Annotated in this window: 17 protein-coding genes; 12 read left to right on the forward strand and 5 right to left on the reverse strand. The window is 27.3% G+C overall.

The annotated features are described in order from the left end of the window. Positions 1 to 396 precede the first annotated feature (396 nt). The 8 genes from KGF45_RS00360 to KGF45_RS00395 all read left to right on the forward strand — a co-directional run bounded on the left by KGF45_RS00360 (position 397) and on the right by KGF45_RS00395 (position 7,305). On the forward strand, positions 397 to 972 hold the full coding sequence (locus tag KGF45_RS00360) for a TetR/AcrR family transcriptional regulator (protein WP_227841580.1): 576 nt from the start codon (positions 397 to 399) through the stop codon (positions 970 to 972). Between the two features lies 1 nt (position 973). Next, positions 974 to 2,077 (forward strand): 4Fe-4S dicluster domain-containing protein, encoded by a 1,104-nt coding sequence (locus KGF45_RS00365; RefSeq protein WP_227841581.1) that lies wholly within the window; start codon positions 974 to 976, stop codon positions 2,075 to 2,077. Between the two features lie 192 nt (positions 2,078 to 2,269). Continuing rightward, entirely contained in the window at positions 2,270 to 2,473 is a 204-nt protein-coding gene (locus KGF45_RS00370; RefSeq protein ID WP_227830419.1) for a helix-turn-helix domain-containing protein, read from the forward strand. A gap of 258 nt (positions 2,474 to 2,731) precedes the next feature. Further along, positions 2,732 to 3,886, forward strand: a complete 1,155-nt coding sequence (locus KGF45_RS00375) for a 1-deoxy-D-xylulose-5-phosphate reductoisomerase (protein ID WP_227841582.1) — start codon at positions 2,732 to 2,734, stop codon at positions 3,884 to 3,886. Between the two features lie 12 nt (positions 3,887 to 3,898). Then, positions 3,899 to 4,903, forward strand: a complete 1,005-nt coding sequence (rseP, locus tag KGF45_RS00380) for an RIP metalloprotease RseP (RefSeq protein ID WP_227841583.1) — start codon at positions 3,899 to 3,901, stop codon at positions 4,901 to 4,903. A gap of 177 nt (positions 4,904 to 5,080) precedes the next feature. Then, complete coding sequence (gene ispG / locus KGF45_RS00385) at positions 5,081 to 6,136, forward strand: flavodoxin-dependent (E)-4-hydroxy-3-methylbut-2-enyl-diphosphate synthase (RefSeq protein WP_227841584.1); 1,056 nt, start codon at positions 5,081 to 5,083, stop codon at positions 6,134 to 6,136. A 345-nt stretch (positions 6,137 to 6,481) separates the two neighbouring features. Then, positions 6,482 to 6,634 (forward strand): hypothetical protein, encoded by a 153-nt coding sequence (locus KGF45_RS00390; protein WP_227841585.1) that lies wholly within the window; start codon positions 6,482 to 6,484, stop codon positions 6,632 to 6,634. A 140-nt stretch (positions 6,635 to 6,774) separates the two neighbouring features. After that, positions 6,775 to 7,305, forward strand: coding sequence for a DUF5780 domain-containing protein (locus KGF45_RS00395; RefSeq protein ID WP_255647156.1), 531 nt, complete (start codon positions 6,775 to 6,777; stop codon positions 7,303 to 7,305). Positions 7,306 to 7,699: 394 nt separating this feature from the next. Here KGF45_RS00395 and KGF45_RS00400 read toward each other — a convergent pair whose 3' ends face one another. After that, the gene (locus KGF45_RS00400; RefSeq protein ID WP_227829434.1) at positions 7,700 to 8,824 is read right to left on the reverse strand and encodes a DUF3810 domain-containing protein; all 1,125 of its coding nucleotides are present in this window, start codon (positions 8,822 to 8,824) and stop codon (positions 7,700 to 7,702) included. A 197-nt stretch (positions 8,825 to 9,021) separates the two neighbouring features. Here KGF45_RS00400 and KGF45_RS00405 point away from each other — a divergent pair, with 197 nt between their 5' ends. After that, positions 9,022 to 9,246, forward strand: a complete 225-nt coding sequence (locus KGF45_RS00405) for a hypothetical protein (RefSeq protein WP_227829433.1) — start codon at positions 9,022 to 9,024, stop codon at positions 9,244 to 9,246. 49 nt (positions 9,247 to 9,295) lie between these two features. Beyond that, positions 9,296 to 9,820: a GNAT family N-acetyltransferase gene (locus KGF45_RS00410; RefSeq protein WP_227829432.1), complete on the forward strand. Its 525-nt coding sequence runs from the start codon at positions 9,296 to 9,298 to the stop codon at positions 9,818 to 9,820. Between the two features lie 115 nt (positions 9,821 to 9,935). Here KGF45_RS00410 and KGF45_RS00415 read toward each other — a convergent pair whose 3' ends face one another. Both KGF45_RS00415 and KGF45_RS00420 read right to left on the reverse strand, forming a co-directional pair. Beyond that, the gene (locus KGF45_RS00415) at positions 9,936 to 10,082 is read right to left on the reverse strand and encodes a hypothetical protein (RefSeq protein WP_227829431.1); all 147 of its coding nucleotides are present in this window, start codon (positions 10,080 to 10,082) and stop codon (positions 9,936 to 9,938) included. 138 nt (positions 10,083 to 10,220) lie between these two features. Further along, complete coding sequence (locus KGF45_RS00420) at positions 10,221 to 11,147, reverse strand: AEC family transporter (RefSeq protein WP_227829430.1); 927 nt, start codon at positions 11,145 to 11,147, stop codon at positions 10,221 to 10,223. Between the two features lie 192 nt (positions 11,148 to 11,339). Between KGF45_RS00420 and KGF45_RS00425 the strand changes: the two genes are divergently transcribed. Beyond that, positions 11,340 to 13,211 (forward strand): tetratricopeptide repeat protein, encoded by a 1,872-nt coding sequence (locus KGF45_RS00425; RefSeq protein WP_227829429.1) that lies wholly within the window; start codon positions 11,340 to 11,342, stop codon positions 13,209 to 13,211. Between the two features lie 92 nt (positions 13,212 to 13,303). Here the strand turns inward: KGF45_RS00425 and KGF45_RS00430 are convergent, their stop codons facing one another. Beyond that, the gene (locus KGF45_RS00430; RefSeq protein ID WP_227434774.1) at positions 13,304 to 14,239 is read right to left on the reverse strand and encodes a magnesium transporter CorA family protein; all 936 of its coding nucleotides are present in this window, start codon (positions 14,237 to 14,239) and stop codon (positions 13,304 to 13,306) included. A gap of 518 nt (positions 14,240 to 14,757) precedes the next feature. Between KGF45_RS00430 and KGF45_RS00435 the strand changes: the two genes are divergently transcribed. Further along, positions 14,758 to 15,270 (forward strand): flavin reductase family protein, encoded by a 513-nt coding sequence (locus KGF45_RS00435; protein ID WP_227829428.1) that lies wholly within the window; start codon positions 14,758 to 14,760, stop codon positions 15,268 to 15,270. A gap of 306 nt (positions 15,271 to 15,576) precedes the next feature. Here the strand turns inward: KGF45_RS00435 and KGF45_RS00440 are convergent, their stop codons facing one another. Next, on the reverse strand, positions 15,577 to 16,635 hold the full coding sequence (locus KGF45_RS00440) for an NAD(P)H-dependent flavin oxidoreductase (protein WP_413840491.1): 1,059 nt from the start codon (positions 16,633 to 16,635) through the stop codon (positions 15,577 to 15,579). Positions 16,636 to 16,706 lie beyond the last annotated feature (71 nt).

Consider the following 16,706-nt stretch of genomic DNA (forward strand, 5'->3'; position numbering starts at 1 on the left):
AAGGGAGCTAATGCTTTTTCTTAGTGGTTTTATTTATATTAATAATCGTAAGAATAAAATGTTTATATAATAACTAAGTTGATTTCAATTTGATTTTAACATATTTATATAAAATAGTAACATTGATGTTTTTTATTTTTTGGAATGTTATATTAACTTGGGCTAATGATTATGTAAATTTATAATCAGAAGAAATTACTTCTATCATTACTTAAAGCTAATAAATAATAAGTATAATTTTCTGTAAAGCTTTTTAAGTAGATACAGATTATTTTAAGACATATTTTTGAAAACTTAAAACAGTATAAAGTAAAAAACTATTGACAAGGTGAGCGATTGGTTACTATAATAAAAGTGAGCAATTGCTCACCTTATTTTGCGAAGAGGAGTTAAATTATGAATACAAAGGAAAAAATATTAAATGAATCTATGAAATTATTTTCAGTAAAGGGTTTTGATGCAGTGTCTATAAGAAGTATAGCGGATGCTGTTGGTGTAAGTAATAGTGCCTTGTATAAACATTACCCAAGTAAGCAAGCTATATTTGATGCTATTGTAGAAAAATCTAAGGCACATTTTTTAAAACAGTGTGACTATGCACAAAATTCTATGTGTGTTAACATGGAAAGCTTTGTTCAAATGTGTCTTTCAATGTTTGATTTTCAAATTAACGATGATTGGATTGTGATGTTTCGTAGAGTTCTTCTTATTGAGCAATTCAAAAACGAGAAAATGGCTCAAATTTTTAATGATTTTTTTATTGAATTTCCAATAACTTCTCAGAAACTAACTTTTGAAAAATTAATAGAAGATGGGATAATGATTTCAAAAAATCCAGAAGTACTTGCAATGGAATTATATGCTCCATTTTTTCTATACCACACAGCAAAGTATGATGTAGAAAAATTAATGGAATTATTTAGGATGCATGTTGAATATTTTTACTTAGAAAATTTTAAGGAGGAAGAATAGTATGCACAGTCAATCTCTTATAAATAAGAAAATAGTTAAAAATAATTATAAATTAAAGACAACTCAAAAGAAAGAAAAACAAAAATATGGAAAGGGTAATAGGAAAATCGTAAAAAATTATCTAGGTAAGGTTGTTGCTCTATCTTCACCTGAGTTAATTGGAAAAGAATTAAGAATGTCAGATTTTACAACAAATATTACAAGAGATGAATTGATTGGAGAACTTGAGAAAGTAAAGATTACTGGTATGAGTGGAAATAGTTTTTTTATATCAGAAAAAATCAAAAAGTTTTGTTCATTAGAATTAGACAAGAAGATATTATTGATTAATGCTGTTGAATGTGACCCTGGGCTTGTCCATGATGAATGGATATTGGAAAATAGATATTCAGAGATAGTTCATTCTATTTATTATTTAAAAGAAGCACTTGGTTTGCAAGATGTAATTATGGTATCTAAAAATAAAAGATTAGAAACGGATGGTAGTTTTTCTCTTAAAATAGTTTCATCACGATATCCTATGGGAGAAGAGCATTTCCTTATAAAACAGGTACTTGGTATAAGTTTAGAGAAAAATGAATTTCCAGTAAATAATGGTATTTTAGTATTAAATCTTCAAAGTGTATATCAAATATGTAAAATTATAAATAAATGTTATGATACAGGACGTTTTATTACTATAGCTGACTTATCCAATGGAAGTGCTAGAGTAGCATACGTATATCCAACAGATAATATCTCAAATATTTTAAAAAGTACATTTAAAGAAAATGAAGATAAATTATTATATAAAGGTAATGGAGTAATGTCCTGTTTTGAAGCAACAGAAAAAGATGATTTTTCGTATTTTGGAAATTTTGCTGCATATTCTAAACCATCAAACATAAGCAACAAAAATAAATGTAAAAAATGTGGTGTGTGTACAAGAAAATGTCCTGCAAAAGTCAATATATCAAAAATTGTACAAATGATAGATAATAATTATGATGTTTTATTATCTTCGTATCATCCTGAAAGATGTATACATTGTGGAAGCTGTACATACTATTGTAAAGCATCAAAGAATGTCTCTGAATATGTTATGGAAGATTATCAAATTGATTAATAAATTTAAATATTAAATAGCACCTGATTTTTGATAGGTGCTATTTATTGTTATATGAAAATGAATTTATTTATCAATATTGAGAGAGCATGGTCTTAGCTGATTTTGAATAAGGGATTACTTATCGAAAAAGATGAAAATTTTTCAAAATAGATAAAATATGATAAAATAGATTTTAGAAGAGGTGATAAAATGATTTCATACACTCCATTGTGGAAATTGCTAATTGATAGAAAAATAAAAAAGATGGAATTTGTAAATATATCAGGTATAAGTATTTCTGTTTTAGGTAGATTAGGAAATGATAAGTCTGTTTCTATGGATACAATGGAAAAGATATGTTTAGCACTAGACTGTAAAATAGAAGATGTTGTAGAAATAAAAAAGGATGTTTAATGATGCTAAAATATTTTAATAATATTGTAAAAACACATAAAGAATAGCTAAGGTTTAATTTAATAGATAGAGCTTTACTGGATTAAAAATAAAAGTAACTATATGTGAATAAATTAAAATTAAAGAGTAATGCTATAATGTAAACTAAATATATTTTTCCAGTAATTATATGAAGTTTTTGTGAATAGTAAAAATAATTGTTTTAGTAGTGTTATAATGTTTTGGTAGGGTATATTTATTATTAGAAAGGATTATCATATGAAAAAAATATCAATTTTAGGTTCTACAGGCTCTATAGGTAAGCAAACTTTAGATGTAGTTAGAGAAAATAGAGACAAGTTTGAAGTAGTTGCAATATCAGCTAATAGTAGTATTGAATTACTACTTGAACAAATTGTAGAATTTAGACCTAAATATGTAACAGTTTTTGAGGAAAGTAAAGCATTAAAATTAAAGGAAATATTGCCACAAAATATAGAGGTAGAAGTTTTAACAGGGATGGAAGGATTAAAAATAATATCATCATTAGATGAAATTGATGTACTTTTAACTGCTGTTGTGGGAATGATAGGATTAGTTCCAACACTTTGCGCTATAAAAAAGGGAATTGACATAGCATTAGCGAATAAAGAGACATTAGTAACTGCTGGTGAGCTTGTAATGGCAGAGGCAAAAAAATATAATGTAAATATTCTTCCTGTTGATAGTGAACATAGTGCTATATTTCAGTGTTTAAATGGAGAGAATAATAAAAATATAGAAAAAATAATACTTACAGCTTCTGGTGGACCGTTCAGAGGAAAGAAAAAAGAAGAACTTTTAAATATAACTAAAAATGAAGCTTTAAAGCATCCAAACTGGAGTATGGGTAGAAAAATAAGCATTGATTCTTCAACGCTTATGAATAAAGGACTAGAAGTAATAGAAGCTAGATGGCTATTTGGAGTAAAACAAGAAAATATAGATGTAGTGGTTCATCCGCAAAGTATAATTCACTCAATGGTACAGTATACAGATAGTTCTATAATTGCACAATTAGGATGTCCAGATATGAGGTTGCCTATACAATATGCTCTTACATATCCAGATAGAATGGAAAGTAATTTTGAAAGAATGAATTTTTCAAAATTTAGTACTTTAACCTTTGAAGAACCAGACTTAGAGACTTTTCCATGTTTAAAATTAGCTTATGAATGTCTAAAGATGGGTGGAACTTATTCTTCTGTTTTAAATTCCGCAAATGAAGTTTTGGTAAGTGAATTTTTAGAGGATAAAATTGGTTTCTATGACATACCATATTACATAGAGAAAACTTTAGAGGTTCATAAAAGCATAAGCAAACCAACGTTAGAACAAATTTTGGAAACAGATAGATGGAGTAGAGCTTATGTTGAAAATCTGATAAAAAAATAGGAAGGTGAATTTATGACTATAATAGCTGCATTAATACTATTTAGTATAATTGTATTAATACATGAATTAGGACATTTTATATTTGCAAAAAGAAGTGGGATTAAGGTAAATGAGTTTTCTATAGGTATGGGACCTAAGATATATAGTGTAAAAAAAGATACAGAGTATTCCATAAGAGCTCTTCCAATTGGTGGATATGTAAGTATGGAGGGTGAAGACGAAGAACAAATAAGTCTAAATTCTTTTGGAAATAAATCTATATTACAAAGATTTAGTACTATTGTAGCAGGACCAATATTTAATATAATATTGGCAGCAGTACTTTTAGTACCAGTGTTTTTGTATATAGGTTCTCCAACTACTACACTTGGGAAAATAATGCCCAATACTCCTGCACAAACAGTAGGACTTCAAGAAGGAGATAAGATAAATAAAATAAATGGTAATTCTGTTAAGACTTGGGATGAAGTTGCAAATATGATAAATACTTCTTCTGGTGGAGAATTGAAGCTTAGTATAACTAGGGATGGAAGCGATAAAGTTGTAAATGTAACTCCTAAGGATAACAATGGAAAGTATGAAATAGGAATTCAGCCACAAAGAGAAAAAGATTTCTTTGGCTCAATAGTGAATGCATGTAAAACTACTGTGGATATGACAAAACAGATGTTAACATTCTTAGGTCAAATGGTTACAGGACGTGTACCAGGAGGAATTGGTAATGCTGTTGCAGGACCAGTAGGCGTTATTGGTATGGTATCAGACGCAGCTCAAACAGGTATTATAAATGTAGTATATTTGGCAGCTGTAATAAGTTTAAATTTAGGTATAGTAAACTTACTACCAATACCAGCTCTTGATGGTTGGAGAATACTTATGTTATTATTAGAAGCTGTTAGAGGTGGTAAAAAACTTGACCCAAATAAAGAAGGTATGATAAATGTAGTTGGATTTGGCGCCTTAATGTTATTTATGCTTTTTATAACATATAAAGATATATTAAGGTTATTTCAATAATTATAAAGTTTAAAAAAGGCTATGTAGTTTTAAGTGAGAATAGATTAGTTTTAAAAGATTAAATTTATTCTTAGCTGTTTAACTATATAGCTTTTTAATTTATAATATATATGTAGTTTGTAGTATTTTTTAAGATATTGAATGATTTTAATATAAAATAATATATAGAGGTGAAATATGAGTTACGAGAGAAGAAAGACAAGAGAAGTTAGCGTTGGGAATGTAAAAATAGGAGGAGAAAATCCTATAAGCATACAATCTATGACAAACACTGATACAAGAGATGCAGAGGCTACAATAGCTCAAATAAAAAGATTAGAAGAAGCTGGTTGTGATATAGTTAGAGTTGCTGTTCCTGATATGGAAGCAGCTAAAAATATAAGAAAGATAAAATCTAGTGTAAATATACCTGTTATTGCTGATATACATTTTGATTATAAATTAGCACTTGAAGCTATAGAACAAGGTGTAGATGGTGTTAGAATAAATCCTGGTAATATCGGGAACATAGAAAGAGTTAGAATGGTTGTTGAGAAATGCAAGGAAAAAAATTTAAAAATTAGAATTGGAGTTAATGGGGGCTCTCTAGAAAAAGAAATTTTAAAAAAATATGGCTCTGCAACTGCTGAAGCATTAGTTGAAAGTGCAATGGGGCATATTAAGATTCTTGAAGATTTAGGTTTTTATAATATAGTTATTTCTCTAAAATCATCTGATATTTATAAAACTGTTGATGCATATGAATTAATATCAAAGAAAGTTGATTACCCTCTTCATGTTGGAATTACTGAATCTGGAAGTATTCATAAGGGAACAATAAAGTCTTCTATAGGTGTGGGAGCACTTCTTCTTAAAGGAATTGGAGATACTGTCAGAATATCTTTGACAGGTGACCCTGTTGAAGAGGTTGTTGTTGGTAAACAGATTTTAAGAAGTTTGGGTCTTTTAAATGATAAGATTAAAGTTATATCATGTCCTACATGTGGTAGATGTAATATAGATTTAATTAGTGTTGTAAATGAAGTTGAAGATAAGATTGGTAGTATGGAAAAAGATATTACTGTTGCAATTATGGGTTGTGCTGTAAACGGACCTGGTGAAGCTAGAGAAGCTGATATAGGTATTGCTGGTGGTAAGGGTGAAGGTCTTTTATTTAAAAAAGGCGAAATTGTAAGAATGATTAATGGTGATAAATTGGTTGATGAGTTACTGGATGAAATTGATAAGTTATAGTATACAATCAATAGATATAAAATAGCTAGATATTCAAATACTTTTAGAATAAAGTTTATTCATGGTATTTAATTATCTAGCTATTTTTAATTAAATAAATTTGAAGCGATATAAGAAATCTATATTCTAATTCAATCATATAAGTGAGTACAAAAATCTATTTTATATATATTATAATAAAATTGTGTTTAGTAAAATGAAAATTACAACAGTAGTATTATAATATGATTACTATTTATGGTAGTACTTAGTTACTAAAGCTATTGATGTATTCTGTTAACATAGATATTAACGCATTTTATAAAATGTTTTAGTAAAAATTAATGTAAGAAAGGAGAAAAAACTATGGGATATAAAAAAATATCTAGCTTGCCCATTTTGGTTATTGCTTTATTGGTTACTGGCACGACAACAGCCTTTTCTCTTAATACAACCAATTCAGACAAAGCAAGTGTATACTTAGCAAACGCAAAAATACTACAACACAAAAAGTTTTAGACACTTCAAACAGCAAAGGTATTGCCAATAATAAAAATCTTCCACTAGCCATAAACAATAGCAAAATACAATTTGATGATAGTCCATATCATTGGCCTAGCAATGTTATAAGTTTTAAGAACAACAGTAAAAAGGCAATCATGGATTATGAAATTGTGTGTCTTGCATATGATAAAAACGGAAAACCACTTGAACTATATTGGGATGCTCAAAATGTTGCGACAAATGGAGAGGTAGGAAGTGTTGGATTTAGTACAGATGGTGTAGATTATGGTATTGTGGCAGGAATATCTCCTGTATCTAAGAAAGCATATGCACATACTTATAGAAGAATACAACAATCACCACCAAAGGATATAATAAGTATGTTTGAAAAGCAACAAGGTAAAGCATGGGTAGAAAAATGGTTGAAAGAGTGGCAGCAAATGGAGAAAGAATATGCAAAGCAAAATGCAATAGTTCCAAATAAGACACAAAATAATGAAAATCTATTATTTGATAAATGGAACCAATCAACTGGAAAGCATGATGTGAAGTATATCATATCATGTGTAAAACAAGTAACATTTAGTGATGGCAGTGTATGGAAAAATTCAGAATATGAGAGTTGGGCGAAAGATTTTCAAGGAAAATCAGTTTCTACTAGTGTATTAGAAAATTACTATAAGTAATATTTAAAACTAATAAGATAAATTTAGGTATACACTTAGTTGGTTCTAAGAAAGTTAAATACTTATTTTTATAATGTAAATAGATATTTTTACAGAGGTATTTTAATTGTGAAAATAAATATTATAGACAGATATACATAAGATTATAGGTATATATCAGACTTTGGTATATGCTTTTTTTTAGATAAAAAGATAATGAATGATACTTAATTTAGAATATACTTAAGAATATATACTATAAATTTTCCTTGTATTATAAGTATACATATAGTAAATACTTAAGAAGAGTTTATTTTTTTATAATGAATTTATAAAAAAATAAACTATTAAATAATAGAAAATTAGATAATAAATAACAATGTTTTATCAATTTTAGTATTCTTTATGAGTATCTTTAATTATATGGATATAATTCATAATAAGTTAGCAATAAATCAACCATTTTGCCATAACTTTGAGTTCCTTCAGAGATACCATTAGCTTTTAAATAAGAATTATTAAATCCATTGGAAATTTTATTAATTTTACCTTCATATCTTTGCCAAAATTCACTCTCATTTTTTAAATCCCTTCGAACCAGCTCTGAAATGCCAGCAGAAATATCAACATAAGCATTATAATCAACTTTACTTAAAGCAGAAGCTGTATAATTTAAGGCCAAAACATAGCCAGAATAATTAAAATCAATATCAGGGTGTTTTATGGAAGCAAGATAACCTATAAAGTTAGCTTCATCTTCACTAGCAAATCCTCTCTGATGTGCCATTTCATGACCAACTGTACAAGGAATATATAAGTCAGGGATTGCAATATTAACATTTGCCTCACCTGTAAATGGAAAATATATACCAGTTATTCCTGTATAGCACATAAGATGTGATGAAATAACATACTTTGGCTTAGAGTAACTACCACTAACACTAGGTAAAATATCTGAAATTTTATCATATCCTAATTGAGCTCTATTTATGACACCTTTATAATCTGTATTAGACTTTACAACTCCATTTTTATCTTGTAGTGTAAGTTTTCTAGTTTCATTTGCTTTAGTTACCAAAAATTTATATAATTCAGAAAGTTCTTTAGTACTATGTTGCTTTGATTGGGCAGAATCGTTGTTTTTTAAATTATATTGGTTGATAAGGGTGCTCTCAAGTGGAACTCTATCGTAGTTTATACCCCAAAGTACTACGAAAAGAAAATAAACTATTGATAAAATAGATAATATGTTTAAAATAGAATTCTTTAAAAATGTCTTTAAATTTCTATTCTTCTTGAAAATTGTAAATACGATAGAACATAAAAATAAAAAAATAGATATAACTATTATGTACATTGTAATTTCGTAGATAGAAAATGGAAATATTCCTGAAACTTTACTTAATAGTTGTACAATTTTTTTATCTATGCCTTGAGAGTAATATTTTTCAACAATATTTGGAATTTTACTTGCTATGAAATTTAAAAATAAAGCAATCGGAAAAAGGATTAAAGAAAAATATTTTACTTTTTTACTCATATTTCACCTCACAGACTTTAATTTATATAAATATATTATATATCAATTAAAGTTAGATTGTAAAATAGGTATAGTTATTTATATTTATGGCTTTATACTAAATAAATGATAAGTTATAATATATTCATATGAATAAACAATTTATGTATAACTAATAATAATTAAAAATATTAATTGTATAAGGAGTAAAAAATATTATGATAATAAAGCTTACTAAAGATAATTTTAATTTTAGATTTAAACAATATGAAGGGATGTTTTTTCATGCTGAAGTAAACGAAGGAGAAGAATCAATTAAATACAAAATAACTAAAGATAAAGAAGGCACTGAACTAAAAGAGTTTGGAAGTACACATATAAAAGATAATATGATATATATACCTCAGATAGAAGCATACATAGATTTAAGCAGTATAAAATAAAAATTATAAAGTATTAATTTAAAATGAGGGATATAAGGGGGAATCCAGTATGAGTAAAGCATTAGATATAATAATAAGACCAGTAAGAAGGGAAGATGCACAATCGATTAATGAAATGAGAAGAGCATATAATGTTATGAGAAATACACTAGCATTAATGAGTGATAGACTGGATAAAACTATAGCTATGCTAGATTCTCTAGGTGAAAATGATTATATGCTTGTGGCTGAAATTGATAATGATGGAGAAAAAAATGTAATAGGTTTTGCTGGTTTACATGTGAATCCATCTCCAAGATTAAGACATAGTGCAGAACTAGGAATAACTGTTGATGAAAAGTATCATGGTATGGGAGTAGGTCAAAAGCTTATGGAACAACTTTTAGACATAGCAGACAATTGGATTAAGTTGATGAGAGTAGGATTAGAGGTAATTGTAGACAATGAAAAGGGGCTAAATTTATACAAAAAACTGGGATTTGAAATAGAAGGAACTAAAAAATATGCTGTAATTAGAGATGGAAAATTTGAAGATGTTTATATGATGGGAAGATATAATAAAGATTTAATTTAACTCATTCCAATAAAAATAGAGAAGTGTAGTAGATTATCTATTAATAAAGAATTTTCATTAAAGATAATTTAATATTACTTCTCTATTGTATTTTAAAAACTTTATTATCGAAAATTTATAAAAACATTCTATATACAAATAGAATTATTAGCAATATCAAAGCTACCTTAAAAGCTAGACTAGCAACGGTTTTTATAATTTTTACAGAAACGCCTATAGCAACTATAGCAAATACTACTTTAAAGATTAAATCTATATCCATATTTAAGCCTCCTATTCTATCATACATATAGATATTATTGACAAATATCTAGGAAAAAATTCCATCAATATACTATAATAAATTGTTTATATTTGTAATTTATTGAGTCTATTATTATATAATACATAAAAGAATAAATCAAGATAGTAAAAAAATACTTATAAAAGGTATTGATATAATTGAAAATAATGTCGTAAAAAATACACATTGTGAGGCTAATGTTACATTAGAGTTATATTGATTAGCAAATATAGCAGTATTTGCAGCAGCAGGCATAGAAGAAATTACTACTGGTATAGCTAAAATCATTTTATCATTAACCCACCCTTTTAGAATAAAGTATATAATCACAGGAAGTACTAATAATCTTACAATAGTAACTAGATATAATCTTTTATTTACAAAACAATCTATTGCTGAAGAATTAGCAAGCAAACTACCAATAATAATCATCGATATTGGTGTAGTCATGTTTCCTAACATCTTAAGTGGATCATTTATAAACTGAGGTAATCTAAGTCCTGTTATAAATAAAAATAAACCAATAACTACTGCTATTGTAGCAGGGCTTATAAGTGATTTCATTGAAAATCCTTTAGTGGTGCTCCCTTTAGATAATAAGTAAATTCCCAAAGTAAAAGAAAACAAGTTAAATGGTAGATTAAAAATAGCAGTGTAGAATATAGCCTCATGGCCTAGAACTGCTTCAATTACAGGATAACCCATGAAAGCTACATTTGAAAAAACGACTATATACTGATATATCCCCAGGTCTTTTGCATCTTCACATTTTAAAATGTATTTTAACAAAAAAGCAATTATAATAGAAACTATATACATAACTAAAGATATAAATAATAATAGTAGTATTTTTTGTATCATTTTATTATCAAAGTTAATCTGCATAGAACTAATTATCATAGATGGTAAAAAAATAGTCATTGTCAAATTTGAAAGTTTAGATGTACAGTGTTCATCTAATAAGTTGAATTTTCTGACAAAATATCCTACTAAAATAATTATAAATAAAACTGCAACTTGAATAAAAATATTGCTGAAATTCATAAAATGTCCCCCCCCCTATATATACATTATATACCAACTCAATAATAAAATCTAATGATTATAAAATTTAAAATTCAATATTACAATATAGTGACAAAAGGTAAAAATTCAATATTATAGCATTAATTATGGTTTATAATGTATAATAATGTTTGAGAGAATATATTTTATAAAATGGGTAGGTAGCGAATAATGAAAAACACAAAATTTTCTATAAGAAAAATAAAAAATATATCTAGTGACCCAAAAGTTATACATACTAAGGGAGCTCTTTTTGAAAAGATGGGAAAGACAGAAAGTGCAATAGAATTATATAAAAGTGCAGCATTAGATAATTATGTAAAATCTCAATATACTTTGGGAAATATATATGAAAATAAAAAGCAATTTAAAGAAGCAGAAAAATGGTATTCAATGGCATATAAGAATGGAAGTGAAGATGCTGCATTTGATTTAGGTAATATGTATTATAGATTAGATGGATATGAGTATGCTATATACTGGTATGAGAAAATAGCTACTATAGGATACTTACAAGCACAAAATAATTTAGGTGTATGTCATTTTAAAATGAAAGATTTTATAAGATGCGAAAAGTGGTTAAAAGAAGCAGCAGATAATAATCTTGGGAAAGCTTGTTTTAACCTAGGAGTATTGTATACATTTTTAGAAAAAGATGATGAGGCATATGAATATTATAAAAAAGGTTCTGTACTTTTAGATGATGATGCGAAATATAATCTAGCAATATTAAATGGAAAGAAGAAGGACAATAAGTCCACAGTAAGTCTATATAAGCAATTGTATAAGTCAGGTCATATGAAGGGTTGTTTTAACTTAGGTATGATTATGGAAATCAATGATAATTTGGAAGAAGCAGAGAGATATTATAAAAAGAGTGCAGATAGAGAAGATGTAAAATCTGAGTATAGACTTGCATATGTATATGATAGAAAAGAAGAATTAGGAGACGCAATTTATTATTATGAAAAAGCAATAGAAAAAAATCACACACTTTCTAAATATAGACTTGCAAATTTATATAATAGAGAAAATGAGATAGAAAAAGCAAAGACTTATTATAAAATGGCAGCAGAAGATGATATAACAGAAGCTAAAAACAATTTAGCAGGTATATATTTTGAAGAAAAAGATTATGAAAATGCTATAAAGTACTATGAAGATGCTATAGCTGTTGGATGTAAAAGTTCTCTTGAGAATCTTGGAGACTTATATTATCAAAATCAAGATATAGAAAAAGCAGTTTCGTATTATTCTAGAATTCCAAATAATGTATCTTGTCAAATAAAATTAGGGAATATATATGAAGATTTAAATAACATAGAAGAAGCTATAAGTTGGTATAAAAAAGCATCTGAAAATGGAGATACCAAATCTAGCTATAGATTGGGATGTATATATGAGAGTTTAGGAAATACTAAAAATGCTAGAAAGTACTTTGAGATGGCAAGTAGTAAAAATCATATGAATGCACGTATACATTTAGGTAGAATTTATTTTAGAGAAGGAAAACTAGAAGAATCTAAAATGATGCTTGACGCACCTGCTAATGAAAATAATGTATATGCTCAACACATGGTAGGACTTATTTATGATATGTTTTACAAAGATTATGTTAATTCTAAATACTGGTATGAGAAGGCTAGAGCACAAGGTTGTGTCGAATCAATATATAATTTAGGGCAAATTTATTTAAAATTAAATGATGATGCAGAAGCTGAAAAATATTATAAAGAAGGTATTAAATTTGGGAGTAAGAAGTGTGAATATATGCTTGCAGGACTTTACTACAAAAAAAGTTTAGATATGTATATTTCTCTAGCAGATGAAGAATATGATAACTGTGGAGAAATAATAGAAGATTTCCCTAAACTAAATATAAACTTTGATGAAGTATTAATTCCACCATTTAAATTACAAGAAGAAATAGTTGATGAAGAAGAGTATGTTCCAATTTATATATTGAATATAAAAGAAAGCTTAGATTCAATGCTAGAAGGTCTTGAAACTGAAATGAGTATAGATGAAGAATATGATAATTAAAAAACCTGATAAAAAGAGTGTTTTTAAAATAAATAAAAGCCATTGGAGTAAATGTAAATTAATTAACTCTAATGGCTTTCTCTTATTAATTTTTATAATAGCTTGTTTCTTGACATAAAAAATGTAATTATTATGCATATTATAGAAGTAATGAGCATAATTATCCAAAATCCATTTGGGTTATCAGAAAATGGCATATTGATAACATTCATACCAAAGAATCCTGATATTATTGTAGGTATTGAGAAAATTAGTGTAACTACTGTTAAAAATTGCATAACATTATTTTGATTATTACTTATAATTGCACTGAAAGCATCCATAATTCTACTCAATATATCTCCATATATTTTAGCCATATCAAGAGCCTGTCTATTTTCGACTATAACATCTTCTAAGAGGTCTTCATCATCTGGATATTTCTTTATACCAGCAGTTCTAACCATCTTGTTTAAGACCAACTCATTGGATTTTAAAGAGGTAGAGAAGTATACCAAAGACTTTTCTAATTCCAATAGTTGTACTAGTTCTTTGTTTTTCATAGATTTGTAAATTTCTCGCTCTATTATGATTGTCATTTTATTTATTTTTCTTAAGTAATGCAAGTAATAAGCTGCATTTTTGTGAAGAATTTGAAGCAAGAAGCGAGTTTTTTTAAATGTAAAAAAATCTTTAATATGACCAACTATAAAGTCATTTAAAATCTTAGTCTGTGCATTACAAACTGTTATAATAGCTTCTTGAGTTATTATAATACCTAAAGGTATTGTAGTATAATGAGAAGAATTAGAGTCACTTTCGTCTACTGGTATATCTATAAGTATAAGAGTATGATTGTCTTCAACATCTATTCTTGAGCGCTCTTCTTCATCTAGTGCAGATTCTATACTTTCTACATCTATATTTAATAAATTAGAAATTTCGTTGATTTCACTATGATTAGGTTCAACAAGATTTATCCAACAGCCATCTTCAAAAAAACTAAGTTTCTCTAATTTTGAATCTATAGTTTTGTAATATCTTATCATGGCAACACATCCTTTATTCAGTTTTATATAAATCTCATCATTTAATAGTATCTATTAATTAACTAATTTATATAACTGAATATCGTATTAGTTTTAAATTTAGATATTATTAAGTGATGAAATTGTAAAAAATTCTCTCCGCAACGGACTAGTATCCATTGCTCATCACTCTCCTTATTTATTATTTTATACATGCCTATATACAAAAGAAGTATTTTAAGCACTCTTTAATATAATACCTTTTCCAGGTATATAAATCAAGTTTTGATTTAGTTAAATGATATTTTTGACATAATTTACATGTAAAACGTAATAGTCATATTTAGACTATATAAAGTATATATATATTCTGAGTGAAAATATTAAATATATTAGAAAATGAATAGGCATCTATATCCTTACTCCTTTATAATATATTTTAATAGAAGATACTTTATTTTCCAAAGTAAATTCTAGTAATAATTTATGATGAAAATAAAAGTATTATCAATATAAGAGAATGAGAGGTTATTAGAGATATGAGTGAATTTAAAGAGATTATGTCAGAGGAAATTAAAAGCAATCCATTTAAGTTGATAGGTAAAGACTGGACATTGATAACAGCTGAAAAAGAAGGTAAAGTAAATACAATGACTGCTAGTTGGGGTGGACTTGGAGTTATGTGGGGTAAAAATGTTGCTTTTGTAGTAATAAGACCACAACGTTATACTAAAGAATTTATAGATAGTACAGATACATTTTCTCTTACTTTTTTTGACGAAGATTTTCGTAAAGAACTTTCTTATTGTGGTAAAGTGTCTGGTAGAGAAGAGGATAAAATATCTAAAACAGGATTTAATGTAGAACATTTAAATGATACACCTTATTTTAAAGAGGCAAAGTTGGCTATTATATGTAAAAAAATGCACTGCCAAAAAATTGACCCACAATGTTTTATTGATGAAGAGATAGATGGAAGATGGTATCCAAAAAAAGATTATCATACTCTATATGTAGCTGAGATAACAAATGTACTTGTAAAAGAAGATTAAATAATATGTAATGATAGGATTATATCAGTAATTAGTATTATAGAAAGCAAAGAAAATTTAATTATGATATGTAAGTGATTGAGTTTTTATAGATGAGATTTTCTACAGTTGATGGAAAATAAATTGAGTAAGAGCAAGTGAAATTTTTAAATACAATATTAATAATGGTGTAAATTATATTTATATAGTATCTAATAAAGATGAGAATATAAAGAAGCTAAGGATATAAATATGTTAATATAGATTGATTAGTAACATATTTAAAAATCCTTAGCTTGATAAAATTTTAATTTGTAAGTTTTCAAATTATAATTCAGAAATTAATTCATTGATAACATCTTCAACAGAGCTTAACTTATTAATTTTATACGCATTATTTCCACAGAATAAAAGTGAATTTTCCACATCTCCTTTAACAGCATTAATTAATGCTTGAGAAATACAGTATGGTGTTTCTTTTGGATTGCAAGGAATCAAACAGTTGTAACATTTTTTTATCTCTGGACGATTTGTTTTAACTTCTTCTATAAATTTATTTCTTATAGCACGTCCAGGAAGACCTACAGGGCTTTTAACTATGTGTACATCTTCTTCTGTAGCATTTATATATGCCATTTTAAAGTTTTCATGTGCATCACATTCATAAGTAGCAACAAATCTTGTACCAACTTGTACACCACTTGCTCCCATATCGATATATTTTTTTACATCACTACTAGAAGTTATACCACCAGCAGCAACAACTGGAATGTTCTTACCAAATTTTTCTCCATAATTATTTGCAACTTTTAATATCTCAACAAATTCCTTATCATAGTCTATAGAATCTATGTTATCAAGCTCCTCATTAGAGTATCCAAGATGACCACCAGCTTTTGGACCTTCAACAACTATTAAGTCAGCAGTAGTTTTCTCTTTTCTATCCCACATTTTTAAGATTACACTAGCAGCTTTTGCAGTAGAAACTATAGGTGCTATTTTTACATTACTTCCTTTTACTAAAGATGGTAGTTTATTAGGAAGTCCAGCCCCAGATATTATAAGGTCTACACCAGCTTTAACAGCTTCTTTTACATATGTTTCATATTCTTTCATAGCTACCATGAAATTAATGCCAATAATGCCACCATTTGAAATTTCTTTCGCTCTGGAAATATGTTTTTTTATAGCTCTTAAATTTGCATTTATAGTGTTAGTCTCAAAATCTTCCTCATCATAACCAATTTGAACTCCAGAAACTACACCAACACCACCAAGCTTAGCAACAGCACCAGCAAGTGATGATCTAGATATACCAACGCCCATTCCACCTTGAATTATAGGAACTTTTGCAACTAAATCTCCAATTATTAACTCTTTTATGATAATCCCTCCTCAATGTAAACATGTTTAAAGAACTAGATTATAATACTTAATATTATTACCTAGTCCTAATT

The organism is Clostridioides sp. ZZV14-6154, from assembly GCF_020657785.1.
Taxonomy (GTDB): Bacteria; Bacillota; Clostridia; order Peptostreptococcales; family Peptostreptococcaceae; genus Clostridioides.